Annotated in this window: 18 protein-coding genes; 7 read left to right on the top strand and 11 right to left on the bottom strand. The window is 62.4% G+C overall.

All coding sequences use genetic code 11. The features are described 5' to 3' along the window. Positions 1-34: 34 nt before the first annotated feature. Together ACSZOQ_RS04195 and msrB are read right to left on the bottom strand one after the other, a co-directional pair. Positions 35-1876, bottom strand: a complete 1842-nt coding sequence (locus ACSZOQ_RS04195; protein ID WP_439924778.1) for a flagellar hook-basal body complex protein — start codon at positions 1874-1876, stop codon at positions 35-37. A 332-nt stretch (positions 1877-2208) separates the two neighbouring features. After that, complete coding sequence (gene msrB, locus ACSZOQ_RS04190; RefSeq protein ID WP_439924777.1) at positions 2209-2721, bottom strand: peptide-methionine (R)-S-oxide reductase MsrB; 513 nt, start codon at positions 2719-2721, stop codon at positions 2209-2211. Positions 2722-3036: 315 nt separating this feature from the next. Between msrB and ACSZOQ_RS04185 the strand changes: the two genes are divergently transcribed. Next, entirely contained in the window at positions 3037-5019 is a 1983-nt protein-coding gene (locus tag ACSZOQ_RS04185) for a tetratricopeptide repeat protein (protein ID WP_439924776.1), read from the top strand. A 31-nt stretch (positions 5020-5050) separates the two neighbouring features. Here the strand turns inward: ACSZOQ_RS04185 and ACSZOQ_RS04180 are convergent, their stop codons facing one another. Beyond that, the gene (locus ACSZOQ_RS04180) at positions 5051-6484 is read right to left on the bottom strand and encodes an NAD(P)/FAD-dependent oxidoreductase (RefSeq protein WP_439924775.1); all 1434 of its coding nucleotides are present in this window, start codon (positions 6482-6484) and stop codon (positions 5051-5053) included. Positions 6485-6622: 138 nt separating this feature from the next. Between ACSZOQ_RS04180 and ACSZOQ_RS04175 the strand changes: the two genes are divergently transcribed. Both ACSZOQ_RS04175 and ACSZOQ_RS04170 read left to right on the top strand, forming a co-directional pair. Then, complete coding sequence (locus ACSZOQ_RS04175) at positions 6623-7159, top strand: SixA phosphatase family protein (RefSeq protein WP_439924774.1); 537 nt, start codon at positions 6623-6625, stop codon at positions 7157-7159. A 220-nt stretch (positions 7160-7379) separates the two neighbouring features. Continuing rightward, positions 7380-7805, top strand: coding sequence for a universal stress protein (locus ACSZOQ_RS04170; protein WP_439924773.1), 426 nt, complete (start codon positions 7380-7382; stop codon positions 7803-7805). A 22-nt stretch (positions 7806-7827) separates the two neighbouring features. Here ACSZOQ_RS04170 and ACSZOQ_RS04165 read toward each other — a convergent pair whose 3' ends face one another. Then, positions 7828-8397, bottom strand: a complete 570-nt coding sequence (locus ACSZOQ_RS04165) for a hypothetical protein (protein ID WP_439924772.1) — start codon at positions 8395-8397, stop codon at positions 7828-7830. Between the two features lie 72 nt (positions 8398-8469). On the opposite strand from ACSZOQ_RS04165, the gene ACSZOQ_RS04160 reads away from it, so the two are divergent. From ACSZOQ_RS04160 to ACSZOQ_RS04150, 3 genes are all read left to right on the top strand, one after another. After that, on the top strand, positions 8470-8904 hold the full coding sequence (locus tag ACSZOQ_RS04160) for a hypothetical protein (protein ID WP_439924771.1): 435 nt from the start codon (positions 8470-8472) through the stop codon (positions 8902-8904). Positions 8905-9334: 430 nt separating this feature from the next. Next, positions 9335-10447, top strand: a complete 1113-nt coding sequence (locus ACSZOQ_RS04155) for a lysylphosphatidylglycerol synthase transmembrane domain-containing protein (RefSeq protein WP_439924770.1) — start codon at positions 9335-9337, stop codon at positions 10445-10447. 137 nt (positions 10448-10584) lie between these two features. Beyond that, positions 10585-12666, top strand: coding sequence for a hypothetical protein (locus ACSZOQ_RS04150; RefSeq protein ID WP_439924769.1), 2082 nt, complete (start codon positions 10585-10587; stop codon positions 12664-12666). Positions 12667-12768: 102 nt separating this feature from the next. Here ACSZOQ_RS04150 and ACSZOQ_RS04145 read toward each other — a convergent pair whose 3' ends face one another. The 4 genes from ACSZOQ_RS04145 to ACSZOQ_RS04130 form a co-directional block, all read right to left on the bottom strand. Continuing rightward, positions 12769-13797, bottom strand: coding sequence for an NAD(P)/FAD-dependent oxidoreductase (locus tag ACSZOQ_RS04145; RefSeq protein ID WP_439924768.1), 1029 nt, complete (start codon positions 13795-13797; stop codon positions 12769-12771). Between the two features lies 1 nt (position 13798). After that, a complete protein-coding gene (locus ACSZOQ_RS04140) occupies positions 13799-14014 on the bottom strand; it encodes a hypothetical protein (protein ID WP_439924767.1) in 216 nt (71 codons plus the stop codon). A gap of 44 nt (positions 14015-14058) precedes the next feature. Continuing rightward, the gene (locus ACSZOQ_RS04135; protein WP_439924766.1) at positions 14059-14379 is read right to left on the bottom strand and encodes a 2Fe-2S iron-sulfur cluster-binding protein; all 321 of its coding nucleotides are present in this window, start codon (positions 14377-14379) and stop codon (positions 14059-14061) included. Positions 14380-14505: 126 nt separating this feature from the next. Next, positions 14506-14883, bottom strand: a complete 378-nt coding sequence (locus tag ACSZOQ_RS04130; RefSeq protein ID WP_439924765.1) for an Hpt domain-containing protein — start codon at positions 14881-14883, stop codon at positions 14506-14508. A gap of 379 nt (positions 14884-15262) precedes the next feature. On the opposite strand from ACSZOQ_RS04130, the gene ACSZOQ_RS04125 reads away from it, so the two are divergent. Beyond that, positions 15263-20377 (top strand): methyl-accepting chemotaxis protein, encoded by a 5115-nt coding sequence (locus tag ACSZOQ_RS04125; protein ID WP_439924764.1) that lies wholly within the window; start codon positions 15263-15265, stop codon positions 20375-20377. An 86-nt stretch (positions 20378-20463) separates the two neighbouring features. On the opposite strand, the gene ACSZOQ_RS04120 is transcribed toward ACSZOQ_RS04125, so the two are convergent. Genes ACSZOQ_RS04120 through ACSZOQ_RS04110 form a run of 3 tightly spaced genes read right to left on the bottom strand, consistent with a single transcriptional unit; the run spans position 20464 to position 23270 of the window. Further along, entirely contained in the window at positions 20464-21342 is an 879-nt protein-coding gene (locus ACSZOQ_RS04120) for an MlaD family protein (RefSeq protein ID WP_439924763.1), read from the bottom strand. A gap of 21 nt (positions 21343-21363) precedes the next feature. Then, positions 21364-22134, bottom strand: a complete 771-nt coding sequence (locus ACSZOQ_RS04115) for an ABC transporter ATP-binding protein (RefSeq protein ID WP_439924762.1) — start codon at positions 22132-22134, stop codon at positions 21364-21366. Between the two features lie 2 nt (positions 22135-22136). Further along, positions 22137-23270 (bottom strand): MlaE family ABC transporter permease, encoded by a 1134-nt coding sequence (locus ACSZOQ_RS04110; protein WP_439924761.1) that lies wholly within the window; start codon positions 23268-23270, stop codon positions 22137-22139. Positions 23271-23377: the final 107 nt, after the last annotated feature.

Here is a 23377-nt window from a genome sequence, read left to right as displayed (position 1 = left end):
CCGAAAACCGGTTTCCACTTTTCGGGATCATGCTCTATCGCAGCACGTTCAGCAGATCCTGAACCATGCTATTTGCGGTGGTGATGACCTTGGTGTTCGCCGAGTAAGCCTGCTGGGTCACGATCAGCTTGGTGAACTCGTCGGCGATATCGGTGTTGGAGCCTTCGAGCGACGAGCCGCTGATGTGTCCGGACGCGCCCGCGATCGCAGGTCCCGACTCGTCGGTCACCGCATAGGCGCCGCCGTCGAGCGCCTTGAGGTAGTTGGTGCCGTTGAAGTGCGACAGCGACACCTGCGCGAGGGAAAGGTTCTGCCCGTTCGAGAAGGTGCCGACCACGATGCCGTCGTTGTTAACGGCGACCGACTGCAGCTGGCCTGCAGCGTAGCCGTTCTGGTTGATCGCGTTGACGGTGGCGTTGCCGCCGCTGCTGGCATACTGGGTCAGTCCGCCTGAACCGAGATTCAGCGTGAGGTTGCCCAGCGACTGTGTGCCGACGGTGACGCCCGGAATGGTGATGGACGACCCGACCGGGCTCGAAAGCTGGCCGTTGGTGCCGAAGGTGAAATTGGTGCCGACGTTGATCCACGCCGGCTGCGTGTTGGTGGCGTTTGGATTGGCCTGGTAGAATAGGTTCCAGGTATCGGAATGACCGGCGCCGAGCGAAGCGCTGTCGGTCTTGGCCCAGCGCAATTGCAGGTTCACTGCGGTGCCGGTCGCATCATAGACCGTGACCGCGCCACCGCTGATCGATTCCTGCTGGAACATGGTCTGGTCGTTGGCGATCACCACGCCGGCGCCGGCCGTGCCGCCGCCGCCGCGCGCCGTGTTGGTGGTCGCGCCGAAGCCCATCGCAGTCCAGCCAGCGGATGCGCTTGTCACCGAGAGGTTTTGCACCGTGCCGGTATGCAGCGTGATCGCTCCGGTGCTGGCATCAATCGTCGGCGCCTGCCCCGTGATCGCGCCGATCTTGCTCAGGAGATCGCCGACGGTGTCATCGATGCGGACGTGGGTTGGATCCTGCGCGCCGGGCGGCACCGCGGTGCTGACGTCCGTGAACGTGATCATGGTGCCGTCGACGGTGATGGTATCGCCAACCGCGAAACCGGTGGGCAGCGAGTTGCTCGGCGCTGTGCCCGACAGCAACGTGCCGCTGGTGATCGCGACCGGCGGAGTCTGCTGGTTGGTCGCCGGCGAACCGGAGGTGGTGGCGTCGGTATAGGGCGGTGCCGGCGTGCCGACCACAAGCGGATTGAAACCGCTGGTGAAATCACCCGGATTTAAGCCGCCGGCCGCTGTGATGGTGCCGGCGGTCGCAGTCGAGCTCGATTGCGTCGACGGCACGGCCGGAAGATTGGCAGCGTATTGCAGCGTGGTGGTGGCCTGCGCCGGAATGAAATTGTTCTGGAACTGCAGCACCTGCGGCACATTGCCGAGCGGATTGCCGGTCTTGGGATCGACCGGCACACCCATCAGGTAATAGCCGGCGCTGTTGACGAGGTTGCCGTTGGCATTGACCTGAAAATCGCCGCGCCGCGTGTAGTCGGTCACGCCGGAAAACACCGGCTGGTTGTCAACCGTGCCGGTCGGCGACTGGACATTGAAGAAGCCGTCGCCGGTGATCGCCATATAAGTCCCGACCGTCGAGGCCGACACCGTTCCCTGGCTGCTGATGGTTGCGACCGAATAGGCCGTCACACCGCCGGCGACCTGACGATTCGGGGTGGTCGAGTCGGGGATCAGATCGCTGAAGGCGGTGGCGATGCCCTTGTAGCCCGTGGTCTGGGCATTCGCGATGTTGCCGGAGATGTTTTGCAGCGCAAAGGATTGCGCCTGCAAACCACCGACAGACGTATTCAATGCGTCGAAAATACCCATGACATCGTCTCCAACTCGATCCGGGCGGCCAGCCGGAGGTCAGCCAAAACCACGGCCGCGGTCGGGAACGACATCGCAAGCTCCATGCCAACGGCAAAAATAAGTTATTTCAATAAGTTAGGACAAGACCCCGGCTTCGGAGCCGGGGCATTCTTGCCTGACGGGGCAACTCTTGCCGGGAGATTGCAGGGGTTCGAGCGAGGAAAACTCGGCAACCCGGAAAACTTGCAAGGCCGCTGAAAAAGCCCCGCCGTCATTCCGGAAGCCGCGTAGCGGCTGTCCGGAATCCATATCCCCCTGCATCAATGTCGTCGCCTCAAACGGCGAAAATCCTACGTCGCCGACGGCGTCGCCGGATGGAAGACAAGCGCCAGTCCGTCCATGCAGTAGCGCAGGCCCGTCGGCTTCGGTCCGTCGTCGAAGACATGACCGAGATGGCCACCACAGCGACGGCAGTGAATCTCGGTGCGGGCGATGCCAAAGGTCGTATCCCTGGTTTCGCCGACCGCGTTGTCGAGCGGCTTCCAGAAACTCGGCCAACCGGTGCCGCTTTCGAATTTGGTCTCGGACGAATAGAGCGGGAGGTCGCAGCCGGCGCAGGCGAAGATGCCCTTGCGATGCTCCTTGAGCAGCGGGCTGGAGCCCGGCGGTTCGGTGCCTTCCTTGCGCAGGATATTGTACTGGGCAGGCGTCAGTTGCGCGCGCCATTCGGCATCGGTCTTTTCGACCTCGAACTTCTCGACCTTCTTTTCGGCAGCTCCGGCGGGGGACAAGGGCAGCCACCGAAAAGAGGCCAGCGCGGCCAGACCGGCGGCGGATGTGAGCAGGATACGGCGGTCGATCATGATTGTCTCCGTGGCGATCAAGGCAGCGTTCGAGCAAAGATACGCATCCGTGCCCCGTAAAGTTACACCGATCCGGAATGGCACCGCTCACTTTTTGGTGCTGTCATGCCTAGGATGGTACATTTTGTCGTGGAATACTTGGAGCCCCTACTCTGCGCTCGCCCCCACGACAACGCGGCATCCAGCTTGACGCCTGTCGGCGGCAATATGAGGACGGGTTCAGCAGGGCTCGTCCCAACCGCTCGTCAACTCAGAGGCGATTGGAGCTGGAAGCGACCATGAGAAGACCGGTGCAATTTTAAATCATGAGCTGGCATGTCCGATATTCCCAAAATCTTTAAGGATGCGCTTGCTGCTTTCAATAATAGAGATCTGAAGCGCGCCGAAGAATTGTTCAGCCGTGTCGTTCGAAGCGACAGATCGAATGTTCCCGCCCTCAACCTGCTGGTCGTGGTCCTGATGGCCATGGAACGCTTTGCCGAGGCAGAGCCGTTCATCGCAAGGGCGACATCCATAAATCAGAAATCCGACGTCTCGTTTTATAACTACGGTCTGATTTCCAAACGTCTGAACAAGCCACAGCAGGCCCTGGAAAATTTCAGCAAGGCTTTGGCTTTGAATCCGAACGTCGCCGAGACCTGGAACAACAGAGGAACGGTATTCAACGATCTCGGAAACTATGATTTGGCGATTGCGGACTTCGACAGGGCGATTTCATTGAATGGGTTGTATGGCGAAGCATATGCCAACAAGGGCAAGACGCTGTCGGTGCTCAAGCGGCATGTCGAGGCGCTCGCCGCTTACGACAAAGCACTCTCGATCAAGCCTGATCTCGCCGAATCCTGGTTCGGTCGCGGCAATGTTTTCTATGATCTCAACCGCTACGATGAAGCCTTCGCCGCTTATGACAGGGCTTTCTCCATCAAGCCTGAGCTGGACGGCGTCGAAGGGGCGCGGCTTCATACGAAAATGCGCATGTGCAGCTGGGAAAAACTCGGTGATGAGATCAATCGTCTTACGGCATCTGTTCGATCGGGCAAGGTAAGCAGCGGTCCTTTTGCTTTGCTTGCCCTCTCCGATTCAGCCGACGATCACCTTCGCTGCGCGCGAACGTGGACGACGGCCAGGAATCCGCAAACGTTCCGGCCGATATGGCAGGGCGCGATCCATGCGCACGATAAAATACGTCTTGGTTATGTCTCTACCGACCTTAACCGGCACCCGACCGCACATCTGATGGCGGAATTATTTGAGCTGCATGACCGGACGCATTTCGAACTTTTCGCCTATTCGATAGGACCTGACGATGGATCGGATATTCGCAAGCGGCTGACGAACTCATTCGACAAATTTATTGCCTGTGAAGATCGATCGGACGCCGAAATTGCGCGCGCAATTGCCGACGCTGAAATCGATATCCTGGTTGATTTGAATGGTTTCACGAAAGGAGCGCGCACGGATATTTTCGCGCGCCGTCCCGCCCCCGTGCAGGTCAACTACCTCGGTTATCCAGGAACAATGGCGGCTTCGTACATCGATTACATCGTTGCCGACAAAACAGTTCTCAGGCCTTCCGACACGGCGCTTTACTCGGAAAAGATCGTCAGCCTGCCTCATAGTTATCAACCCAATGACCGGAAACGGCTGATTGCCGATACGTCATTCAGGCGGGACGATTGCGGACTTCCCGCGGACAAGTTCGTTTTTTGCTGTTTCAACAACAACTATAAGATTCAGCCTGAAACCTTCGGACGCTGGATGCGCATCCTCAGGGCGGTCAATGAAAGCGCGCTTTGGCTGCTGGTCGAAAACCAAACGGCTATCGAAAATCTGAGAAAGGAAGCCGAGGTCAGAGGCGTCGATCCGACGCGTCTTGTCTTTGCCAGGCGAGCAGAGCCACCCGAGCACTTGGCGCGCCATCGCCTCGCCGACCTTTTCCTGGATACGCTGCCATACAGCGCTCACACAACGGCGAGCGATGCGCTCTGGGCAGGCCTGCCTGTACTCACCAAAATCGGTGAAACCTTTGCAGGCAGGGTTGCCGCGAGCCTGTTGAATGCGATCGGTCTGCCCGAGCTAATTGCGCAAACGGCGGATGAGTATGAGAGTCTCGCCGTTGACCTGGCCAGAAATCCCGACAAGCTCGCCGCGATCAGGAACAAGCTTGAAAGGAATCGCCTGACCACACCTCTGTTCGACACGGAATTATTTGCAAGACATATCGAGGCCGCGTATCGAGCCATGTACGATCGGTATCAGGCCGGCCTGCCGCCCGATCATATCGTCGTATCCGCGTGATCCAACCGGCCGGGCAGTCGCATCAAACCGGTTATCCGTCGCGATCACTCGCAGGTGCCGACGCCGGCACGTGATGAGTCCTGGATCGCGGCGGCCGCGTTCCTGCCTGACGATTGGCCTCGGCGAGCCTGACCTCGCGCGCCCGCGCCCTGATTCGCGCCCGCTCGCGATAACGCGCCAGCGTGCCAGCGGCGGCGGAACGCGCCCGCTCCGCCATGCCGATGGCGTAGCCGGCAGCACGTCCGGTGGCTCCGCCGGCCCACACCAGTTCGAACGGCGAAAACAGCCGCCAGCGGTCCTCGCCCTCCAGTATGCTGCGGGCGATCAGTTGCCCCGCCATCGCCGACGTGTTCAATCCCTGCCGGCCGAAGCCACTCGCGACCCACAGTCCGGGCAGCAACTGGCCGATCTGCGGCATACCATGCACGGTCTGCCCGATCGCGCCGGAGAAGACCTTCGCGATCTCGACCGTGCCGAGTTGCGGGAAGATGGTACGGATACGCCTGCAGATCGCCCCGGCATGGCGCTCTGATTTCGCCTCCCAGGTGGTCTCCGGGCTAGCCCACATCAGCCTGTCACCATCGACGATGCGGAAATGATCGATGCCATCGGTGTCGATGACGGAACCCTGAAACGTCACCGCCTCGGCGAGCCGCGAGCCCAGCGGTGCCGTGACGGCGGCATGCCGCCAGACCGGGACCAGCGTATCGGACAATCGCCGCATCGCTTCGCCGAGATGGATATTGCCTGCGAGCACGAGGTGGGATGCCCGCAGACGCGCCTGCGGCGTCACGATGCGCTTTCGAATCCCGAACGGGTCGATGCTGACCACGGGCGTCTCCTCGAAGATGCGCGCGCCAGCGTTGCGCGCAAGCTCCGCAAGGCCATGAACGTATTTGCGCCCGTCTATCTGGAACGCTCGCGGATAATGGACCGCGTGAAAATACCGCCCGGTGCGTAAGGTGTCGCGGACGCGATCGATCTGCCACCCCTCCACCTCGGTCGCGAAATCCTCACTGAGCATTTGCAGGCGGCTGATCAGCCGATCGCCGGCGTCGACATTGGAGACCTCGAGCGCGCCTTCGGTCAGCCCAAGGCCGGGAATGACATGTTCGGCGGCATGGGTGCGAACATAATCCGCGCCCTGCTGGGATAGCGACCAGAGTTCGCATGCGTCATCGAAACCAACGCGAGCGATCAGATCGGAAAGCGGAAGCGCGTAGCCCGGCATCACCGTCCCGAGATGATGGCCGGACGCGTTCCAGCCGGCATGGCGCCCCTCGAGGACGACGACATTTGCGCCCGTCCGCGCGGCCTCCAGCGCCACCGTGAGGCCGGCCAGGCCGGCCCCCACCACGCAAATATCGACATCGAGATCGACTGCCAGTCGCACGCAGTCCTGCGCAGCGGCGGCGGGCGCCGCATCGCCGGGACCATTAGCCGCAGCTATGCTCTCCGAAGTCATCGCGTTTCCTTACGGACCTGCGTCAACCTTGTCACCTTGTCCCTTGCAAGGGTCACCTTGTCCCGTAGATTGGCCGCACGATCCATGCCCATATCCCGCGTTCCGGATTATGCTTTAACGCCAAATCGAGACTGCGTCATGCGCCGCCTGCTGCTCCTTCGACACGCCAAAGCGGAGAGTACGTCCCCCAGCGGCACCGATCGGGACCGCCCGCTCGCCGTGCGCGGCCATAAGGACGCCACCGAACTCGGTGCATGGCTTGCCAGACAACGATCCCTGCTGCCCGATCTAGCGTTGATCTCGACCGCGGTGCGGGCGCGCGAGACCTGGGATATTGTCCAGCAACAGATTTCAGACGAGGTGCCTCAGGGGCTTGCCGCAGATCTGCCCGAGCTTTACGGCGCCGAGCCGACGCAACTATTGGCGATCATTCGTTCCATCGCCACCGAGGATCCCAAATGTCTGATGATCGTCGGGCACAATCCCGGCCTGCACGAACTCGCGCTCGGCCTGATCGGCGGCGGCGACGCAGCCGGGCGCGCGGCGCTGGCCCACAACCTGCCGACAATGGGACTTGTCTTGATCGACTTTGCCATCGAGAGCTGGGATGGCATCGCCTTCGGAGGTGGACGGCTTGCGCAGTTCGTCAGCCCGAAACTGCTGAAGGAGGTGTGACAGTCCCCGATGCGCAATTACGCATCCGTGATCGCCGCTAACTCGGCGTCCGAGCCCAAAAATGTTCCGGGCTTTTCAGCAGCTCGCCGTTCGTCCGACGCGCCGTCACTTTTCATGATATACTTGCATTGCGCACAGCATTTGCACGTGGTCCCTCGATCAAAACATCCCGCAGAAGGCAGGATGCGGCGCTGGGACCGGAGCATGATGGAGAGCGCCGATGTTCAAATCCATTCTCGTGCCGATCGACCTGACCGACACTGATCTCGCCAAACCCGCGATCGCAACCGCTGTATCGTTGTCGCAAGCCTCGAACGGTGCCATCAGGCTGCTGAACGTGCTGCACATGACGCCGGTAATGCTCGCGGAATACATGCCGGCGGATTTCGACGTGCAGCACCGCCAGTCGTCGGAAGATGCGCTGGCGATCGTCGCAAGCGAGATCCGGCTCGCGCCTTCACGCATTTCCAGCGCGGTGCGGCAGGGCAGCATCTATCACGAGATTCTGGAGGAAGCGCAGGCGATCAACGCCGACCTGATCGTAATGGCCTCGCATCGCCCGGCGATGAGGAGCTACTTTCTCGGATCCAATGCCGGTCATGTGGTGCGCTACGCCACGTGTTCGGTGCTGGTGGTGCGGCATTGAAGCGCGCGACGAAAACGTCGCTCTAGGGAAGCAAATCCTGCGGCAGCGCATCGAAGGTATAGGCGCGCGGCCTGTTGCGACGCATGAAGCCGCCGATCTGCCAGCCGAACAGCGCCGACAGTCCGACGATGAACAGCGCGCCGGCCCATTCGCCGGTGGCCAGCGCCCGCACCAGCAGGGCGGCCATCGATACCGACAGCAACGCCAATACGCCTGCGCCGGCAAAATAAAGCGCGGGGTTCAGGCCGCCAACGAGCGAAGCGCGCGCGCCATGCTCAGCGAGCCGCCGGTGCAGATCGACAATGAAAGCGCGATAATCCTTGTCCTGCGCGGCCATCAGCGCCAGCGTCTGCCAGGTGGTGGACATCACGATGATACGGCCGCCGCCGCGATGTTCGATCTCGGTGCGAAATCGCCGCGATTGCATCGACATCGGCCGGTACGACATCCGCACCCCCGCGATGTCCGCGTAACGCCATTTTCCCGATCTGCGGCCAGCCTGCCAGGATATCCCGTCATCCTCGAGCATAAACCGATGCGCCGATCCGATCAGCGACGCCCTGTAGGCGTAGCCGAGACCTGGTTGCGGCATCTCGGGCGGCGGCATCCTTCGCACAACGGCATTCCCTTGCTCGCGGTGCAGGTTCTATCCTACAAATCCTTTATGGCTGAAACGGCTTATTTTCCGCGTCACTTGATTCTCGGCGGCGCGATGGTGTCCGGCATATTGCTCGCGCTTGCCGTGCACATGCTGGGCGCGCAGATCGGCCTCGATCTCGGCGCCCTTTGGCGTTCCGATGGCAAAGAGTTCATGCCGGCGGGCGCCGCAATCGCATGGTGGCTGGTTGCTACGGCCGGGTTCTCCGGCAGCTATTTTGTCGCGACGCTGATGCATAGCGCGCCGTCCGGCCGTATTCAGCAACGGCTGCGGCAGTTCCTCATTGCCGTCGCCGTGCTGTTTCTGGCGGGTGCAGGGCAGGCCGCCTCAGCGCCGAACGCAGTGCCCACAGTCGCAGGCCTCGTGGCCGGGCTCGCCGTGCTCGGCCTCGGCGCGGCGATGGCTTTCTGCGGCGCGTATTTCGCGCTACGCAAGACGTGACGGATCACGGCACGGTCGTTGCCCGCATTTCCGGTCCAGTTTCGCCGGCCCCAGCGCTTGCGCGCGGGCCACCTTCACGAATTGTTTCCCGGCGCAATAAGCTAATAAGCTAATGTCGTGCAACTGCGGCATCAACACGTCGTCCACCGCTTTGACGTATCTCCGGCAAAGAGGCCAAATCGCCCATGGAACACACAAGGTTTTATGCCTATATGCACACCATGATCGTCGCGCGGTAGGAACGCCGCAGCAGGTGCATTTTCTGATGGGTTTTCGATCGGTGAAGGCGCATGACCGCATTCGAACGATGATGACGCCCCTGTCAGGGCAACGCGCCGTTTTGTCCTGTGGATTTTTCGCGTATGAGTGACGGAACAGCCGCTTGCCATCCCTCTCCCCAATCGGCTCGAAACGTGTGCCGGGAGGACGAATGCATCGGCTGCTGACCGCGCTTCAGCGCGGCTTCAAGGAACGGATCGGCTGGAAACGGCTTGGTGTTGTTGCGAGCCTCGTCATCATCGCTTTCGCGATCACGACTCTCATCCACACCCTCAGGGGCGTCGACACCAGCGTCATCCTGATCGCGCTGACCGAGAAGTCGCCGCACCAGATCGCCATGGCCGCGCTTTGCGTGGTCGGCGCGTTCTGTACGCTGACGTTCTATGATTTCTTTGCGCTGCGGACGATTGGCAAGGATCACATTCCTTACCGCGTCGCCGCGCTCTCGGCGTTCACCAGCTACACCATCGGCCACAACGTCGGCGCCACCGTCTTCACCGGCGGCGCGATCCGTTTCCGCATCTATTCGGATCACGGGCTCAACGCGATCGACGTCGCCAAGGTCTGCTTCATCTCCGGGCTGACGTTCTGGCTTGGCAACCTGTTCGTGCTCGGCCTCGGCATGGCCTGGCATCCGTCGGCCGCAAGCGCGATGGACCTTTTGCCGCCGTCCATCAATCGCCTGATCGCGTTCGGGTGCCTCGTGGGCATCGCGATCTATCTCGTCTGGATCATCACCGGCCGCAACCGTCGCGAACTCGGACAGAACGGCTGGAAGGTCGTGATGCCGTCGGCGCCGCTGACCTTCGTGCAGATCCTGATCGGCGTCGTCGATCTGGGCTTTTGCGCTTCGGCGATGTATCTGCTGATGCCCGCACAGCCGCCGATCGACTTCGTCTCGGTGTCGGTGGTCTTTATTTTGGCCACGTTGCTCGGTTTTGCCAGCCACGCCCCCGGAAGCCTTGGCGTATTCGACGCCGCGATGCTGGTGGCTTTGCCGCAGTTCGGCAAGGAGCAGCTGCTGGCGACGCTTTTGGTCTACCGCATGCTCTATTTTGTGATTCCATTCGCCATCGCCATCACCATCATGGGCGCGCGCGAGCTCTGGCTCAACGTCGTGCAGCCCTGGCAGCACCGCCGCATGACCAATGGAAATGGCAATGGCAACGACAGTGATCGCCACAACGAGAGCAACGGCGGCGGCGCTCCGGACCAGACGACCTCGCCACCGCGCCCGGTCAAGACCCCGGTCTCCCAGGACTGAACCGGGCCGGTGGACGATCCTGCCGTCGCCACCATTTCCGCTGGTCGGCTGCCTTCGCCCGTCACATTCGCTTCATCCGACGGTTGATCCGACAGACCTCTCTTATTTCCGCCAAAACTATCGCGTCAAAACCATTCATGCCCCGCCTTCACACCTCCTCCGTCGTCCGCATTGTCCTGATATTGCTCGGCACGCTCGCCGCGCAGCAAACCCTCGCGCAACCCGCTTCCTTTGACCCCGCCTCTCCGGCGGCCACGCCGATCCAGGATCAGGCGGCCGGCGGGATGGAGATTTCGTGGGAGGTCCGCAACCGTTTCCGGCTGTTCCGCGAGGAGCGCGACTTCCAGATCCACGTCGCCGCCGAACGCAACCAGAGCATTCTCGCCGCCGAGCAGGCGCTGGAGCTTCAAAGCGACGGCCGCGGCTGGGCCCGCAACGCCGTGAACCGTCTTTGCATCGACCTCGGCGGCCACGTCAGCGAGCCCTGCACCCGCGACAAGATCAAGGAAAGCTACCTGACGCCGACGGAGCATCCGGTCACCGTGCGCCTGACCGGCGCCGTCCCGGTCGGCGCGGTGTGCGCCTGGTCGTTCGACGACGGCGACGGTCCGCGCACCACGACGCTCGACTGCGCCGAGCCGATCGACTTCCGTGCCCGCTACGGCCGCGCCACCAATGCCACAGTCGACGTCACGAGCGGCGACGACGCACCGCAGCGCCTGATGGCCCAGATCAAGGTGCGCGACGTCCTCATCGCAGGGTTAGGCGATTCCATTGCCTCCGGTGAAGGGAACCCGGACCGCGCCATCGCGCTGTCGGACGAAGGCTTCTGCTTCCGCTCCTATCTCGGCGGGGCGGCAGACGAATATTACCGGCCGAGCCGCGCCGGCTATAAAGGCGGCCGCGCCTGCGGCACCTCCGGCCCGCTTCAGACCTGGCAGCACTACGGTGCGCTGTGGCTGAATGCGGCCTGTCACCGTTCGCTCTACAGCTACCAGACCCGCACCGCGCTCGCGCTCGCGGTTCGCTATCCGCACATCGCCGTGACCTACCTGCCGCTCGCCTGCACCGGCGCCAGCATTCCGGACGGATTGCTGGGTTCGCAGCGCGCCCGCGAGTGCCTGTCGTCGGCCAAGTGTCAGGGCACTGTCAACGGCCAGATCGCCGAACTGCGCGAGGCGCTCGCTGCCGCGAAGCGCCGCCAGCCGGACCGCAAGCTCGACCTCGTGCTGCTGACGATCGGCGCCAACGACATCAATTTCTCGGGCCTCGTGTCCAACGTCATCGTCGACGCGCCGACCGAGCGCGCGCTGTTCAAGCGCGGCGGCCTGATCGAATCGGTCGACGATTCTCGCTCGAGTCTCGTGCGCGACCTGCCGCAATCCTTCGGCAAGCTCCGCGCTGCATTGAAGCCGCTGGTGGGCAACGACCTGTCGCGCGTTGTGTTCGTCTCCTACGCCAACCCGGCGCTGGCCAACGGCAGTGCGCCCTGCGCCGGCGGCAAGGCCGGCTTCGACGTGCATCCGTCGTTCAACGCCGATCCGCGGCGGCTCGCCGAGGTCGAAGGCTACGTCCAGAACGAATTCCTGCCGCGGCTGAAGGCGATCGCGCTCTGTCAATCCGGCGTGATTTGCCGCGATCCCGCCAGCGACAGCATGACCTTCGTCGAAGCGCATCAGGCGGTGTTCGCCGATCATGGGTTTTGCGCGCACGGCGGCAACGATCCCGAATTCGACCGCGCCTGTTTCTCGGCAAGGGGCGACAGCTTCGTCAGCGACATCGTGGCAGCGCCGGAGCAGCCTCTCGTCTGCGGTCGTCCGGCAAGCGACTTCCGCGCCTATCTGCCGCGCGCGCGCTGGATCCGCGACGCCAACGACAGCTACTTCACGGCGATGACCTATCCGCAGGCGCTGCCCACATCGATGCAGCCGTCCGATATCCATGACGCAACGTGGGGCCTGCTCTCCGCCGTCTATGGCGGCGCGATCCATCCGAGCGCCGAAGGCCATGCCGCGATGGCGGACGCGGCGCTGCCGGCGGCCGAGGCGGAGCTGCATCTCAACGCAGCGGACGCAAGCGAAGTGACGGGCGAACCGCTGGCGCCGCTTGGCCGCTCGGCCCCCACGCCGTTGACGCCGGCACCATCGTCTTCTCCACCCACGGCAATGCCGCAGCCGCTGATGCCGCCGGCCGCGATCCCGTCCGCGCCGCAGCGGTAAGAGGAAACGTGGCGGCGTGAGATTGAAGCCGTTGCGCGGTGATCGCCTTCACATCTGCGCAAAGACGTGCGTCGTGCTCTTAGCCGACAAAGACAGCCAGCCTCAATTCACGCCGAGCTTCTTCTGCAGGCTCGACGACGAGGTGGTGTACTGGAACACCAGCCGCTTGTCCGGATAGACGTAACGATGCGCCTTCTGCGCCATCAGCGCGCCCTCGTGGAAGCCGGAGAGGATCAGCTTCAGCTTGCCGGGATAGGTGTTGATGTCGCCGATGGCGAAGATGCCGGGCACGTTGGTCTCGAACGACGCAGTCTCCACCGGTACCAGATTGTTCTCAAGATGAAGGCCCCAGTTGGCGACCGGACCGAGCTTCATGGTCAGCCCGAAGAACGGCAGCATGGTATCGCAACTGACCGTCGACATCGCGTTGTCGCTGCCCTTCACCTGCGCGCCGGAAAGTTTTCCGTCCGCGCCTTCCAGTGCCGTGACCTGACCGATCTTCAAATCCATCTTGCCGTCGGCAACCAGCTTGCGCATCTGCTCGACGCTATGAGGCGCTGCGCGAAAATCGTCGCGCCGGTGCAGAAGCGTGATGCGCTTCGCAAGCGGATGCAGGTTGAGCGTCCAGTCGAGCGCGGAATCGCCGCCGCCGACGATCAGGATCTCCTTGTCGCGGAACTGCTCCATCTTGCGCACCGCGTAGAACACTGAAGTGTTTTCATAAGCCTCGATGCCGGGCACCGGCGGTCGCTTCGGCTGGAACGAACCGCCCCCGGCGGACACCACGACGACCTTGCATTCGAACACCTGGCCGGCGTCGGTGGTGACGCGGAATCCGGGATCGCCGATCTTCTCGATGCTCTCCACCATCTCGTTGAGATGGAATGTCGGGTTGAACGGCTTGATCTGCTCCAGCAGCGCCTCGGTGAGGCCCTGACCCGTCACCAGTGGAATGCCGGGAATGTCGTAGATCGGTTTCTCCGGATAGAGTTCGGCGCACTGCCCGCCGATCTTGTCGAGGATGTCGACAAGATGCACTTTCATATCGAGCAGTCCCAGTTCGAACACGGCAAACAGTCCGCAAGGGCCCGCACCGATAATCAGCACATCCGTCTTGATCGCTTCGCTCATGTCAAAAATTCTTTTCCGTTGAAATCTTCATGCTGGGCCAGGCGATGCCGGCCCCGCTCCGCTGCATGGATTGACGCGTTTTCTTCACGCGAACCGGCATCCATTTGCTCGAAAACGCTATAGCCAACCGGGCGGGTTGAGGAAAGCCATAATCCGCCTGCCCCATACGCCCGTTCTGCGGCGCGCCCAGCCGGTGGCTGACCGCGACGCGCGACATGCGGCAACATGGCGCGGCCCGACGCGGTTCGAACGACGAGGTGTTTACGCCTGCCGTTCCGGCGTCATGACCACGAGGCCCTCGAGTTCGTCGCTCACCTTGATCTGGCACGACAACCGCGAATTCGGCCGCACGTCGAAGCCGAAGTCGAGCATGTCCTCTTCCATCGGCGTCGGCTTGCCGACTTTATCGGCCCAGGCGTCGTCGACATAGACGTGACAGGTGGCGCAGGCGCAGGCGCCGCCGCATTCGGCCTCGATGCCCGGAACGGCGTTGCGGATCGCCGCTTCCATGACGGTCGCGCCGTTCTCGACGTCAACAGTACGGGTTTCGCCGGAATGGTCGACAAAGTTGATCTTGGTCATGGGTACAGTGCTGCCGAACGTAATCTCATCAGGGAAGGTCCGGCTGTCCTATAACGAAACGATCCGGCCAGCGCCAGCGGTCGGCACAAAAAGGCGGGCTATTCGTCAGGGATCGCCGGCGGCATGTCAGGAGCGGCGCAGAATCGCGTCGATCGCCTTGCAGGCCTGGCTAACGGTGTGATTCAGCGCTGTCTGCAGCTCCGCCGTATCGGCGCCGTTACAGAAAGCAGTCTCCAGATCGGCGGCCGCCGTCGCGACATGAACCGCGCCGATCGCCCTCGCCGAGCCCTTCAGCTTGTGCGCCAGGGCCGCAGCGTTCGGTGGAAGTTGCGCCAGCGCCGCGGCCAGCTCGGTTGCCTGGCCAGCGAACATCGCCAAAACCTCGCGCTCGAGACTGTTATCGCTAAGCGTCATGCGGCTGAGATGATCGAAATCGATCGGCCCATCGTCGGGAACCAGTGGCGGCGACGACATCCAGGCGACCTGCTCAAGGGAATACGGCATTGCTTCGATCCGGATATCCGCTGCGAGGGTGAGGTTGCCATGCGGAATCCCGCCGAGCCAATCACGGAACTGGTTAACAGAACGTTTCGCGTACAGACCGCGGGTTCCATTGCCGTTCGCGCCGAATCGGCCTGACCGTTCAATAATTTCCAGCAACTCAAAGCGGTTAGCACCGTCGGCCGTTAACGATGATTAAGATTGTATTAATCACGACCATTTCATTCGAGGCGCCAAGCCAATAGGATGTTGGGGGAAGTAACCGACAAGACGGGCGGTGGCGGTAGCCGCGCCCGGAACCGGCTTGGGGCTCGGGTCGGCGACCGGACTTGCAGCAGCGACGCGAACTTGCAGGTTGCGTAACACGAGGGCGTGGACTGACATGGCGAACAATCCCAAGAAGGTCAAAGATCCGACAGAGGTCGCTCTTTCCGCCATTCAGGAGGCGCTGAACATCGGTGAGGCCTCTGCGGGAGATTTAGACAAAACTCCGGCTCGCCACGACATCGCCCCGCCGTTCCCGCCTGCAGCGACCTACGGCGAGGACGGATTTGACGCCCGCTCTACCCTCGACCGGCCAGGCTTCGAAGCCGCTGATGGGCCGCACTTCACGCGGCGCCCTGCCAATGACGATCGCGAAACGATCGGACAGATCCTTCAGGCCATCCAGAACGGCCGCCCCGCCCGCAATATCTATACGCTCGCCTCGCTTTTCGCGGGTATCTGGATTCTCGGCGCTGGCCTTCTGACACTCAGCTTTCTGCCTTCGCTGCAGGCCGCAATGGGTCAGGGCAGCGGCGGCACGCTCGCCCTTGCCGGCCTGATTGCCCTGTTCTTCGCGCCCGTGCTGCTGTTCTACTTTTTGGCCAGTTTGGCGTGGCGCGGCCAGGAATTGCGCATGATCGCACAGTCGATGGCCCAGGTGGCGATCCGATTCTCCGAGCCCGAGGGCCTGGCCAGCGACTCGGTAGTGACTGTCGGACAGGCGATCCGGCGTGAAGTCGCTGCGATGGGCGACGGCGTCGAGCGCGCCATCGCTCGCGCCGGCGAACTGGAAGCCCTGGTCGCAAACGAAGTCGCCGCGCTGGAACGTGCCTATTCCGACAACGAGGTACGGATTCGCGCATTGCTCCAGGATATCGCGCACCAGCGCGACAACCTCGTCGGCCAGGCGGAGCAGGTCCGCAGCGCCATCTCGGGCGTCCAGATCGACCTGCGACACGACATTGCACTGATCAGCGATGCCATCGCCTCGCGCGTCGACGAAGTCGCAAAAGGCATCACCGGTGCGCTGGAAGAGCGCGGCGAGCACATCACGACGGCGCTCAGCAATGCCGGCGACAACATGATCCTCGCGCTCGGCGAACGGGGCGGCGATTTGCTCGACCGGCTTGAGGAAGCCAGCGCCGAGACCGCACGCGCCGTGCTTGACGCCAGCGAGCGGCTGACCAGCAGCCTCAATTTCAAGACCGGTCATGTCCACGACGAGTTCGCCGATCTGGCCGACCGCGTCCATGACATGCTCAACGAGCGGGTCGAGCGGATCACAAGCGAATTCGAGCAGAAATCGGCGTCCATCGTCGAAGGCATTTCCGACCGCACCGAACAGGTCCATGACTCCCTGAAAAATTCCAGCGACTCCCTGCTGGTGGAGCTCGAGCTGCGCGGCGGCGACCTCGCCAGCAAGATCGACGACGCCGGCAACCGGCTGGCAACCCGAATTCTTTCATGCGGCGATAAGGCTGGCGAAGCGCTCGACGTCACAGTCAATACGCTGGTGGCCAAGGTCGCCACTCAAACCGAAGCCGCACAGGATACGCTCGGCCTGCAGATGAGCGCGTTCGATCAATTGGTGAAAGACCAGGGCAGCGAGTTGGCGGAGAAGTTCGCACGCGACAGCGGCACGCTCGGCGCGCTCATTACCCGCCACATCTCGGAGTTCGACCGCACGGTGAAGACTTTCGGCGGCGAGATCGTCGATCGCCTCGGCCAGCGCACGGAAGATATCGCCCAGAGCATGAAGGCCTATGTCGATACCTTCGATACGCGACTGACTTCCAACGGCGGCGAGATCAGCGCCGCGCTCGACCAGCGTCTGGCGCAGTTCGAAACCTCGCTGCAGTCGCGCGTCACCAGTCTCGACACTTCGTTTGACGCTAAAATCAAGTCGTTTGACGAGTCCGTCCAGGGCCGCCTGTCAACACTCGAGCAAATTTTCGATACGCGCGCAAAGTCGGTCACGGAAACGATCGACCACCGGCTCGGCACCCTCACGTCCTCGCTGTCGGATGGCGCCGCTCATGCGATAGGTTCGATCGAGAGCCGCCTATCTCACTTCGCAACGTCGCTGAGCGAGGGCGCAACGCAGGCCGTCGTGGCGCTCGAGGGGCGCATCTCCGGAGTGACCGAAACGATCGACGATCGCAGCGCTTTCCTCGCGAATACGATCACGGCGCGCTTCCAGGAAATCCAGCAAGGCCTCGACGAGCGCGTCGGCTTTGTCGCAACCACAATCGAAACGCGTGTCGCCCAGTTCGAGGACCTGCTTGGATCGCGGATCGAAGCCGTGGCCGGTCGCTTCGAATCGAGCGGGCGGCAGGCCAGCGACACGCTGTTGGCGCGCGCCGAAGAGCTGTCACTCGGCATCAGGTCTCATGTCGACGATGCGGAACGCTCACTGACCAATCTGGTGGTCAATACCAGCGAAACCATACAGACCGGTGCTCGCGCTGCCCAGCAGTCCCTGCTTTCGGTTTCGACCGAAGTCGGCGCCCAGTTGCAACTGACGTCGACGGAGGTCGAGCGCGCATTGACCACCGCCGGGACGGCCGCCGCCAACTCCATCCTCAACAGCGCCCGGGATGCACAGACGACGCTGGTCAACTCCTCCGCGGAGACGGCGAGCCAAGTCAAATCCCTGTCAGCCGATATTGAGCAGACGCTGTCCGCCGCCGGCACCAACACGGCGGATTCTGTTCTCGCCGGCGCACGCGCAGCGCAGACTACGCTGGTCGCTGCATCCTCGGACGCTGCGACGCATGTCAAATCGCTTGCGAGCGACATCGAGCGGACAATGACGGCGGTGGGCACCAATACAGCCGCCGCCATTCTCAGCAGCGCACGCGAGGCACAGAGCACGCTCACCACCGCCTCGACCGATGCCGCAAGTCACGTCAAATCGCTTGCAAGCGATATCGAGCGGACATTGACGGCAGTGGGCACCGACACCGCCGCTGTCATTATCGGCAGCGCACGCGAGGCCCAGAATACGCTCACCACCGCCTCGACCGATACCGCACGTCACGTCAAATCGCTTGCAAGCGACATCGAGCGGACATTGACGGTAGTCGGCGCCGACACCGCCGCTGCTATTATCGGCAGCGCACGCGAGGCCCAGAATACGCTCACCACCGTCTCCTCTGATTCCGCCAGCCAGATCAGGACGATCTCTTTGGACATCGAACGCTCCCTCCACGCGGCTGCAGCGAATACCACGGAGATCATCCAGGCGAGCGCGCAGAATGCTCAGACATCGCTCGTCTCGGCGTCGAATGAAGTCAGCACCAAGGTCAAATCGGTGTCGACCGACGCCGAGCGCTTGATCTTTGCCGCCAGCGGCAGCTTCAGCACGGCGATCACGGGCAAGACAGACGAAATCGTCAATTACGTCCAGCAGCAAACGGATCGTCTTTCGCAGATGATCGACAGCAAGCGCGGATCGCTGGTCGATGCTCTCGGCGGCAAGGCCGATCAACTCAACTCCGATATCGAGCGCGTTACCGCCGACGCCCTCAAGTCCATCGAGGTCAAAGGTCAGGCATTCTCGCAGTCGATCGTTGCGAATGGCTCCGACGTCGTCCGCACCATCACCAACGCGGGTGAACTGGCGACCGACGCGGTCAACAAGTCAATGAAAGATCTCGAGCAGGCGTCGCGCTTGGCCATCGAGCAGTCGCGACAGGCGTCCATCACGGCCGTCACCGATATGCAGGAAACCAGCAAGATACTCCGCACGGATACGGTCGCCCTGTTCGAGCGGTTGCGCGAGGGCAACATCCTTCTTCAGGAAGTTCTCACCGGCGCGCATGAAAATCTCAATTCGCTGGAGCGCGCGCTCGTCACACGCGTCGCCGACTTCGTATCGACCATGAAGGATGTCACGTCGCAAAACGGCCTCGCAACGCAGACTCTGGAGGATCAATTGGCGGTATTCAACGCCAAGGCTTCCAGGGCTCTTGATGATCTGGGAACGCTGTCCGGCCAGTTTGAGGCCCACGGAAATATTCTGGTCGAAGCTGCAGCGCGGGTCGAACAGAGCAACCGAAGCACCACATCGTCGGTCGAGGAACGCAAGTCCGTGCTCGAGTCGCTCGTGACGACGATTGACTTGCGAACGACCGACTTCGATCAGCGACTGACACGATTTACGAGCCTGCTTGACGAATCGCTTGCCGCCGCCGAAGAGCGCGCCCGCGATATCGCGCGGGTGGTGGCCGAGACCGCCGGCGCCGGGTCAGCTGCGATCAGCCGTCAGTTCGAGGCCGTTCGCGCCACGGCCGAGGAAGAGCGTCGCCTGACATCCGAAACCATGAGCGACATTTGCCAGCAGGCGACTGAGCAAGCCGACTCGATGCTCAAGCAATCCGCCGGCAAGTTTGCGGCCCTGGTTCAGGACATGAAGCAGATGACTGCCGAAATGCACACGGAGCTGGAAGCGACGCGCAACGAACTTCGTCGCGGCGTGCTCGAGATGCCGCAGGAGGCGGCCGAGAGTACCTCCCAGATGCGCAAGGTGATCGTCGATCAGATCGAGGCACTTGCCGAACTCAACCGGATCGTCGCACGCCATGGTCACGGGTTCGACGTCGTCAGCAGCGGACGGTCCGGTGCGCAGCGCGAGGAAGAACCGATGGCGGCGACAACCGGGGCGCGCGGCACAACGACTGCTCGCTCTGCGTCTCGCATGCGCGACAGCGGCAGTGCGTCGAACCTGCCGCCACCAGACCTCGGTGTTCCGTCATCCCGCCGCACGGAAGCTCCGCCGGCCAACCCGGCAAGCGCGGGCCATGGAGGCGACGACTGGCTCTCGGATTTGCTGAACCGCGCCGATACCGGCAGCAACGACCACACCCAGCGCGGACGGTCCACCCAACAAGCCGCGACCGCGAACCCGCTGGACTCGCTGTCGCTCGATATCGGCCGCCTGATGGACCGCAACCTTGCCGGAGAGATGTGGGACCGCTATCAACGCGGCGAACGCAAGGCTTTCAGCAAGCGTCTCTATACGCCCGCCGGCCAGAAGGCATTTGACGAGGTCGCCCGCAAATACCGTGCCGACCGCGCTTTCAAGCAGACGGCTGATCGTTACATCGCCGAGTTCGAGCGTCTGCTGGACGAGGTCGCGCGCGATGAGCCCGCAGTGATACGTGACCATCTGATGTCTGAGACCGGGCTAGTCTATACCTTGCTCGCACATGCGGCGGGACGGCTCGGATAAACCTCGCCTCTTTCGGCTACGAAAAACGGCAACGCTCGCGTTGCCGTTTTTGTTGTCTAGAGCGCTTATCGCGCGACGCCGCGCCCTCACTGCCTCCTCGGAGGACGAACCGAAGCCGCCGGGGCCGGTGCACTGCTGCTGCCGGCGCCAAACAGCAAACGGGTGGGATTACGATCCAGATTATTGACCGCCCGGCTGATATCGCCAAGGGTGCGGCGGCCGTCAGCCATCAGCGCGCCTGAGCGCTTGTTGAAGTCATCGGCGAGCTCGCGAATCGACTTCACCGCCGGAAGCAATTCACCGCCCTCCTTGCCGCCGGCGATGGCGTCGAGGCCGATCATCAGGTCATCCGTCTTGGTCATGACGCTGTCAGCCTTGTTCATGACCTCATTGAACTTTTGCACCAGGTCGCCGATCTTCTCGGCGTTGTGGGCGAGCGAGGCGGTGAAGGTCTCGACGTTCTGCAACGTGTTCTTCACGGCGGTCTCGTTCTCGGCGACGACGCGATTGACGTTTTGCAATGTCGCGCGGATCGACTCGGTCACATCCTGCAAGCCGGCCGGATCGGCGGTCAGGATCGGAGTGCCATCCTGATCGAGAGGCACCGGCGGCGCCGCGACCTCGCCGCCCTTCAGCGAAATCGCGGCAACGCCGGTCAGTCCCTGGAATTCGAGCCCGACGCGGGTGTCCCCGCGGATCGGAGCAGCGTTTTCGACCATCGCCAGCGCCACAACGCGGCGTGGATCGTCAAGCTTGACCTTTACCACCTCGCCGACACGGATGCCGTTGAAATTCACGCTGCCGCCGTTGCGCAGGCCCGAAGCCGAACCCTCGAACACGATACGGAGCGGGCTGCGCGCCTTGGTGGTATGGAGGCTCTGGAACCAGAGGACGAAACCGAAGGCAGCGGCGATCACAGCAAGCGTGAACGCTCCGATCAGGACGAAGTTCGCCCGCGTTTCCATCAAATCTGCTCCGGTACCGCTTCAACCCACGACGGCGCGGGCGCGCTTGCCGTGAAAATAGGCTCTCAGCCAGGGATGCTGCGAGGCCAGCATATCGGCCATCGATCCTGCCGCAATGATCTTACCGTTCCCTAAAACGGCGATGCGGTCGCATGCTGTATGAAGGCTGTCCAGATCATGGGTTACCATGAAAACCGTCAGCCCCAAAGTTCGCTGCAACGTCCGCACCAGAACATCGAAGTCCCCCGCCCCAATCGGATCCAGACCCGATGTCGGCTCATCGAGGAAGACCAGTTCCGGATCGAGCGCCAGCGCCCGCGCCAGCGCCACCCGCTTGATCATTCCGCCGGACAGTTCGGACGGATAGCGGTCGGCGACCTCCGGCCGCAATCCGACCATGCCAAGCTTGGCGATGGTAATCTCGTCGAGCAGGGCTTGCGAAACGTCGAGATATTCCCGCACCGGAAACTGGATGTTCTGACGGACGTTCAGCGAGGAAAACAGCGCGCCCTGCTGAAACAGCACGCCCCAGCGGCGCTCGACCGCGCGCCGCGCCGTCTCATCCGCAGCATCGAGATCAACGCCGAAAACCTCGATGCTGCCACCGATCTTCGGCACGAGCCCGATGATCGTGCGCGTCAGCACGGATTTGCCTGCACCCGACGGACCGACGAAGCCGAGAATCTCGCCGCGCTTCACGTCGAGGCTCAAGCCGTCCAGGACCTTCGTGGCGCCGAACCGGACGGAGATGTCGCGAACGCGGATAATGGGATCGGATGCGTCGCCGGCCATTTCTACATCCCGATCGAGGCGAAGAAGATCGCAAACAGGCCGTCCATCACGATGACAAAGAAGATTCCCTTCACGACCGACGACGTGGTGCGTCGTCCGAGCGATTCTGCGCTGCCTTCCACAGCAAGCCCTTCGACGCAGGCAACGATCCCGATCACGGCAGCCATCACCGGCGCCTTCATCATTCCGACGACGAAGTGATCGATCGAGATCGCATCGCGTAACCGAAGGAGAAACGCCTCGGGCTGGACGCCACCATACAACCACGCCACCAGACCGCCGCCGTAGAGCGCGGCGATCGCGCCAAGAAAAGCCAGGATCGGAAGCGCGATCACCAGCGCGAGCATCCGCGGCAGAACCAGCACCTCGATCGGATCGAAACCCATGGTGCGCAGCGCGTCGATTTCCTCGCGCATCTTCATGGAACCGAGCTCGGCTGTGTAGGCACTCCCGGAGCGGCCGGCCACCATGATCGCAACCAGCAGAACGCCGATTTCCCGCAGCACCAGGACGCCGAGCATGTCGACGACGAAAATATCCGCGCCGAATTTCCGGAAATGAAAGATGCCCTGTTGCGAGATAATGCAGCCGATCAGGAAGGTGATGAGAACGACGATCGGAACCGCGCGCCAGCAAACCTGTTCCAGATGATGGACGGTCGAGATCAGGCGAAACGATCGCGGATGGCGCATGACCCGGCCGCTGGCGGCCAGCACCGCGCCCAGCATCCCGATCAGGCTAGTCAGCGTCGTTCCGAATCCGACGACGTTACGCCCGATATCTTCGAGCAGACCTGTCAGCGCGTTTTGACGCGCCGGTGGCGGATCGGCGACCGGAACGCGACGAACCTCGTCAACCAGACTTGAATAGTTCAGGGAAAGCCCTGCGATCTTCGCCTCGACACCGCCCCGGGTCAGGCTGCGGCGCAGGCGCTCGATCAGCCATGCACCGAAAGTGTCGAGTCTCGAAATTCGCGACACGTCGATGAAGATATCGGGCCGGCTGCCGGCCAGTTTTTCCGCATCCACCACCATCTGCTCGAGCGCCGGAGCGAAGCGCGCCGTCCAGAGGCCGGCCGCACAGAGCGCCAGACCGTCGCCTTGCGCAATCTGCTTCAGTGTGGGATCGTCGACCAATATCAGCTCCGCGCCGAATCTCTGCTATCACGAGGCGGAACGTTAACACGACGTCACCGGCTCGTGGGGTGTTATCCTTCCCAATCATGGCTGGCTGCGGTGCATTC

The sequence above is a fragment of the Nitrobacter sp. JJSN genome, from assembly GCF_051912485.1.
In the GTDB taxonomy this organism is placed as follows: domain Bacteria; phylum Pseudomonadota; class Alphaproteobacteria; order Rhizobiales; family Xanthobacteraceae; genus Nitrobacter.
The sequence above is the reverse complement of the archived record's forward strand: the minus strand, read 5'-3'. Positions and strand labels throughout refer to the sequence as shown.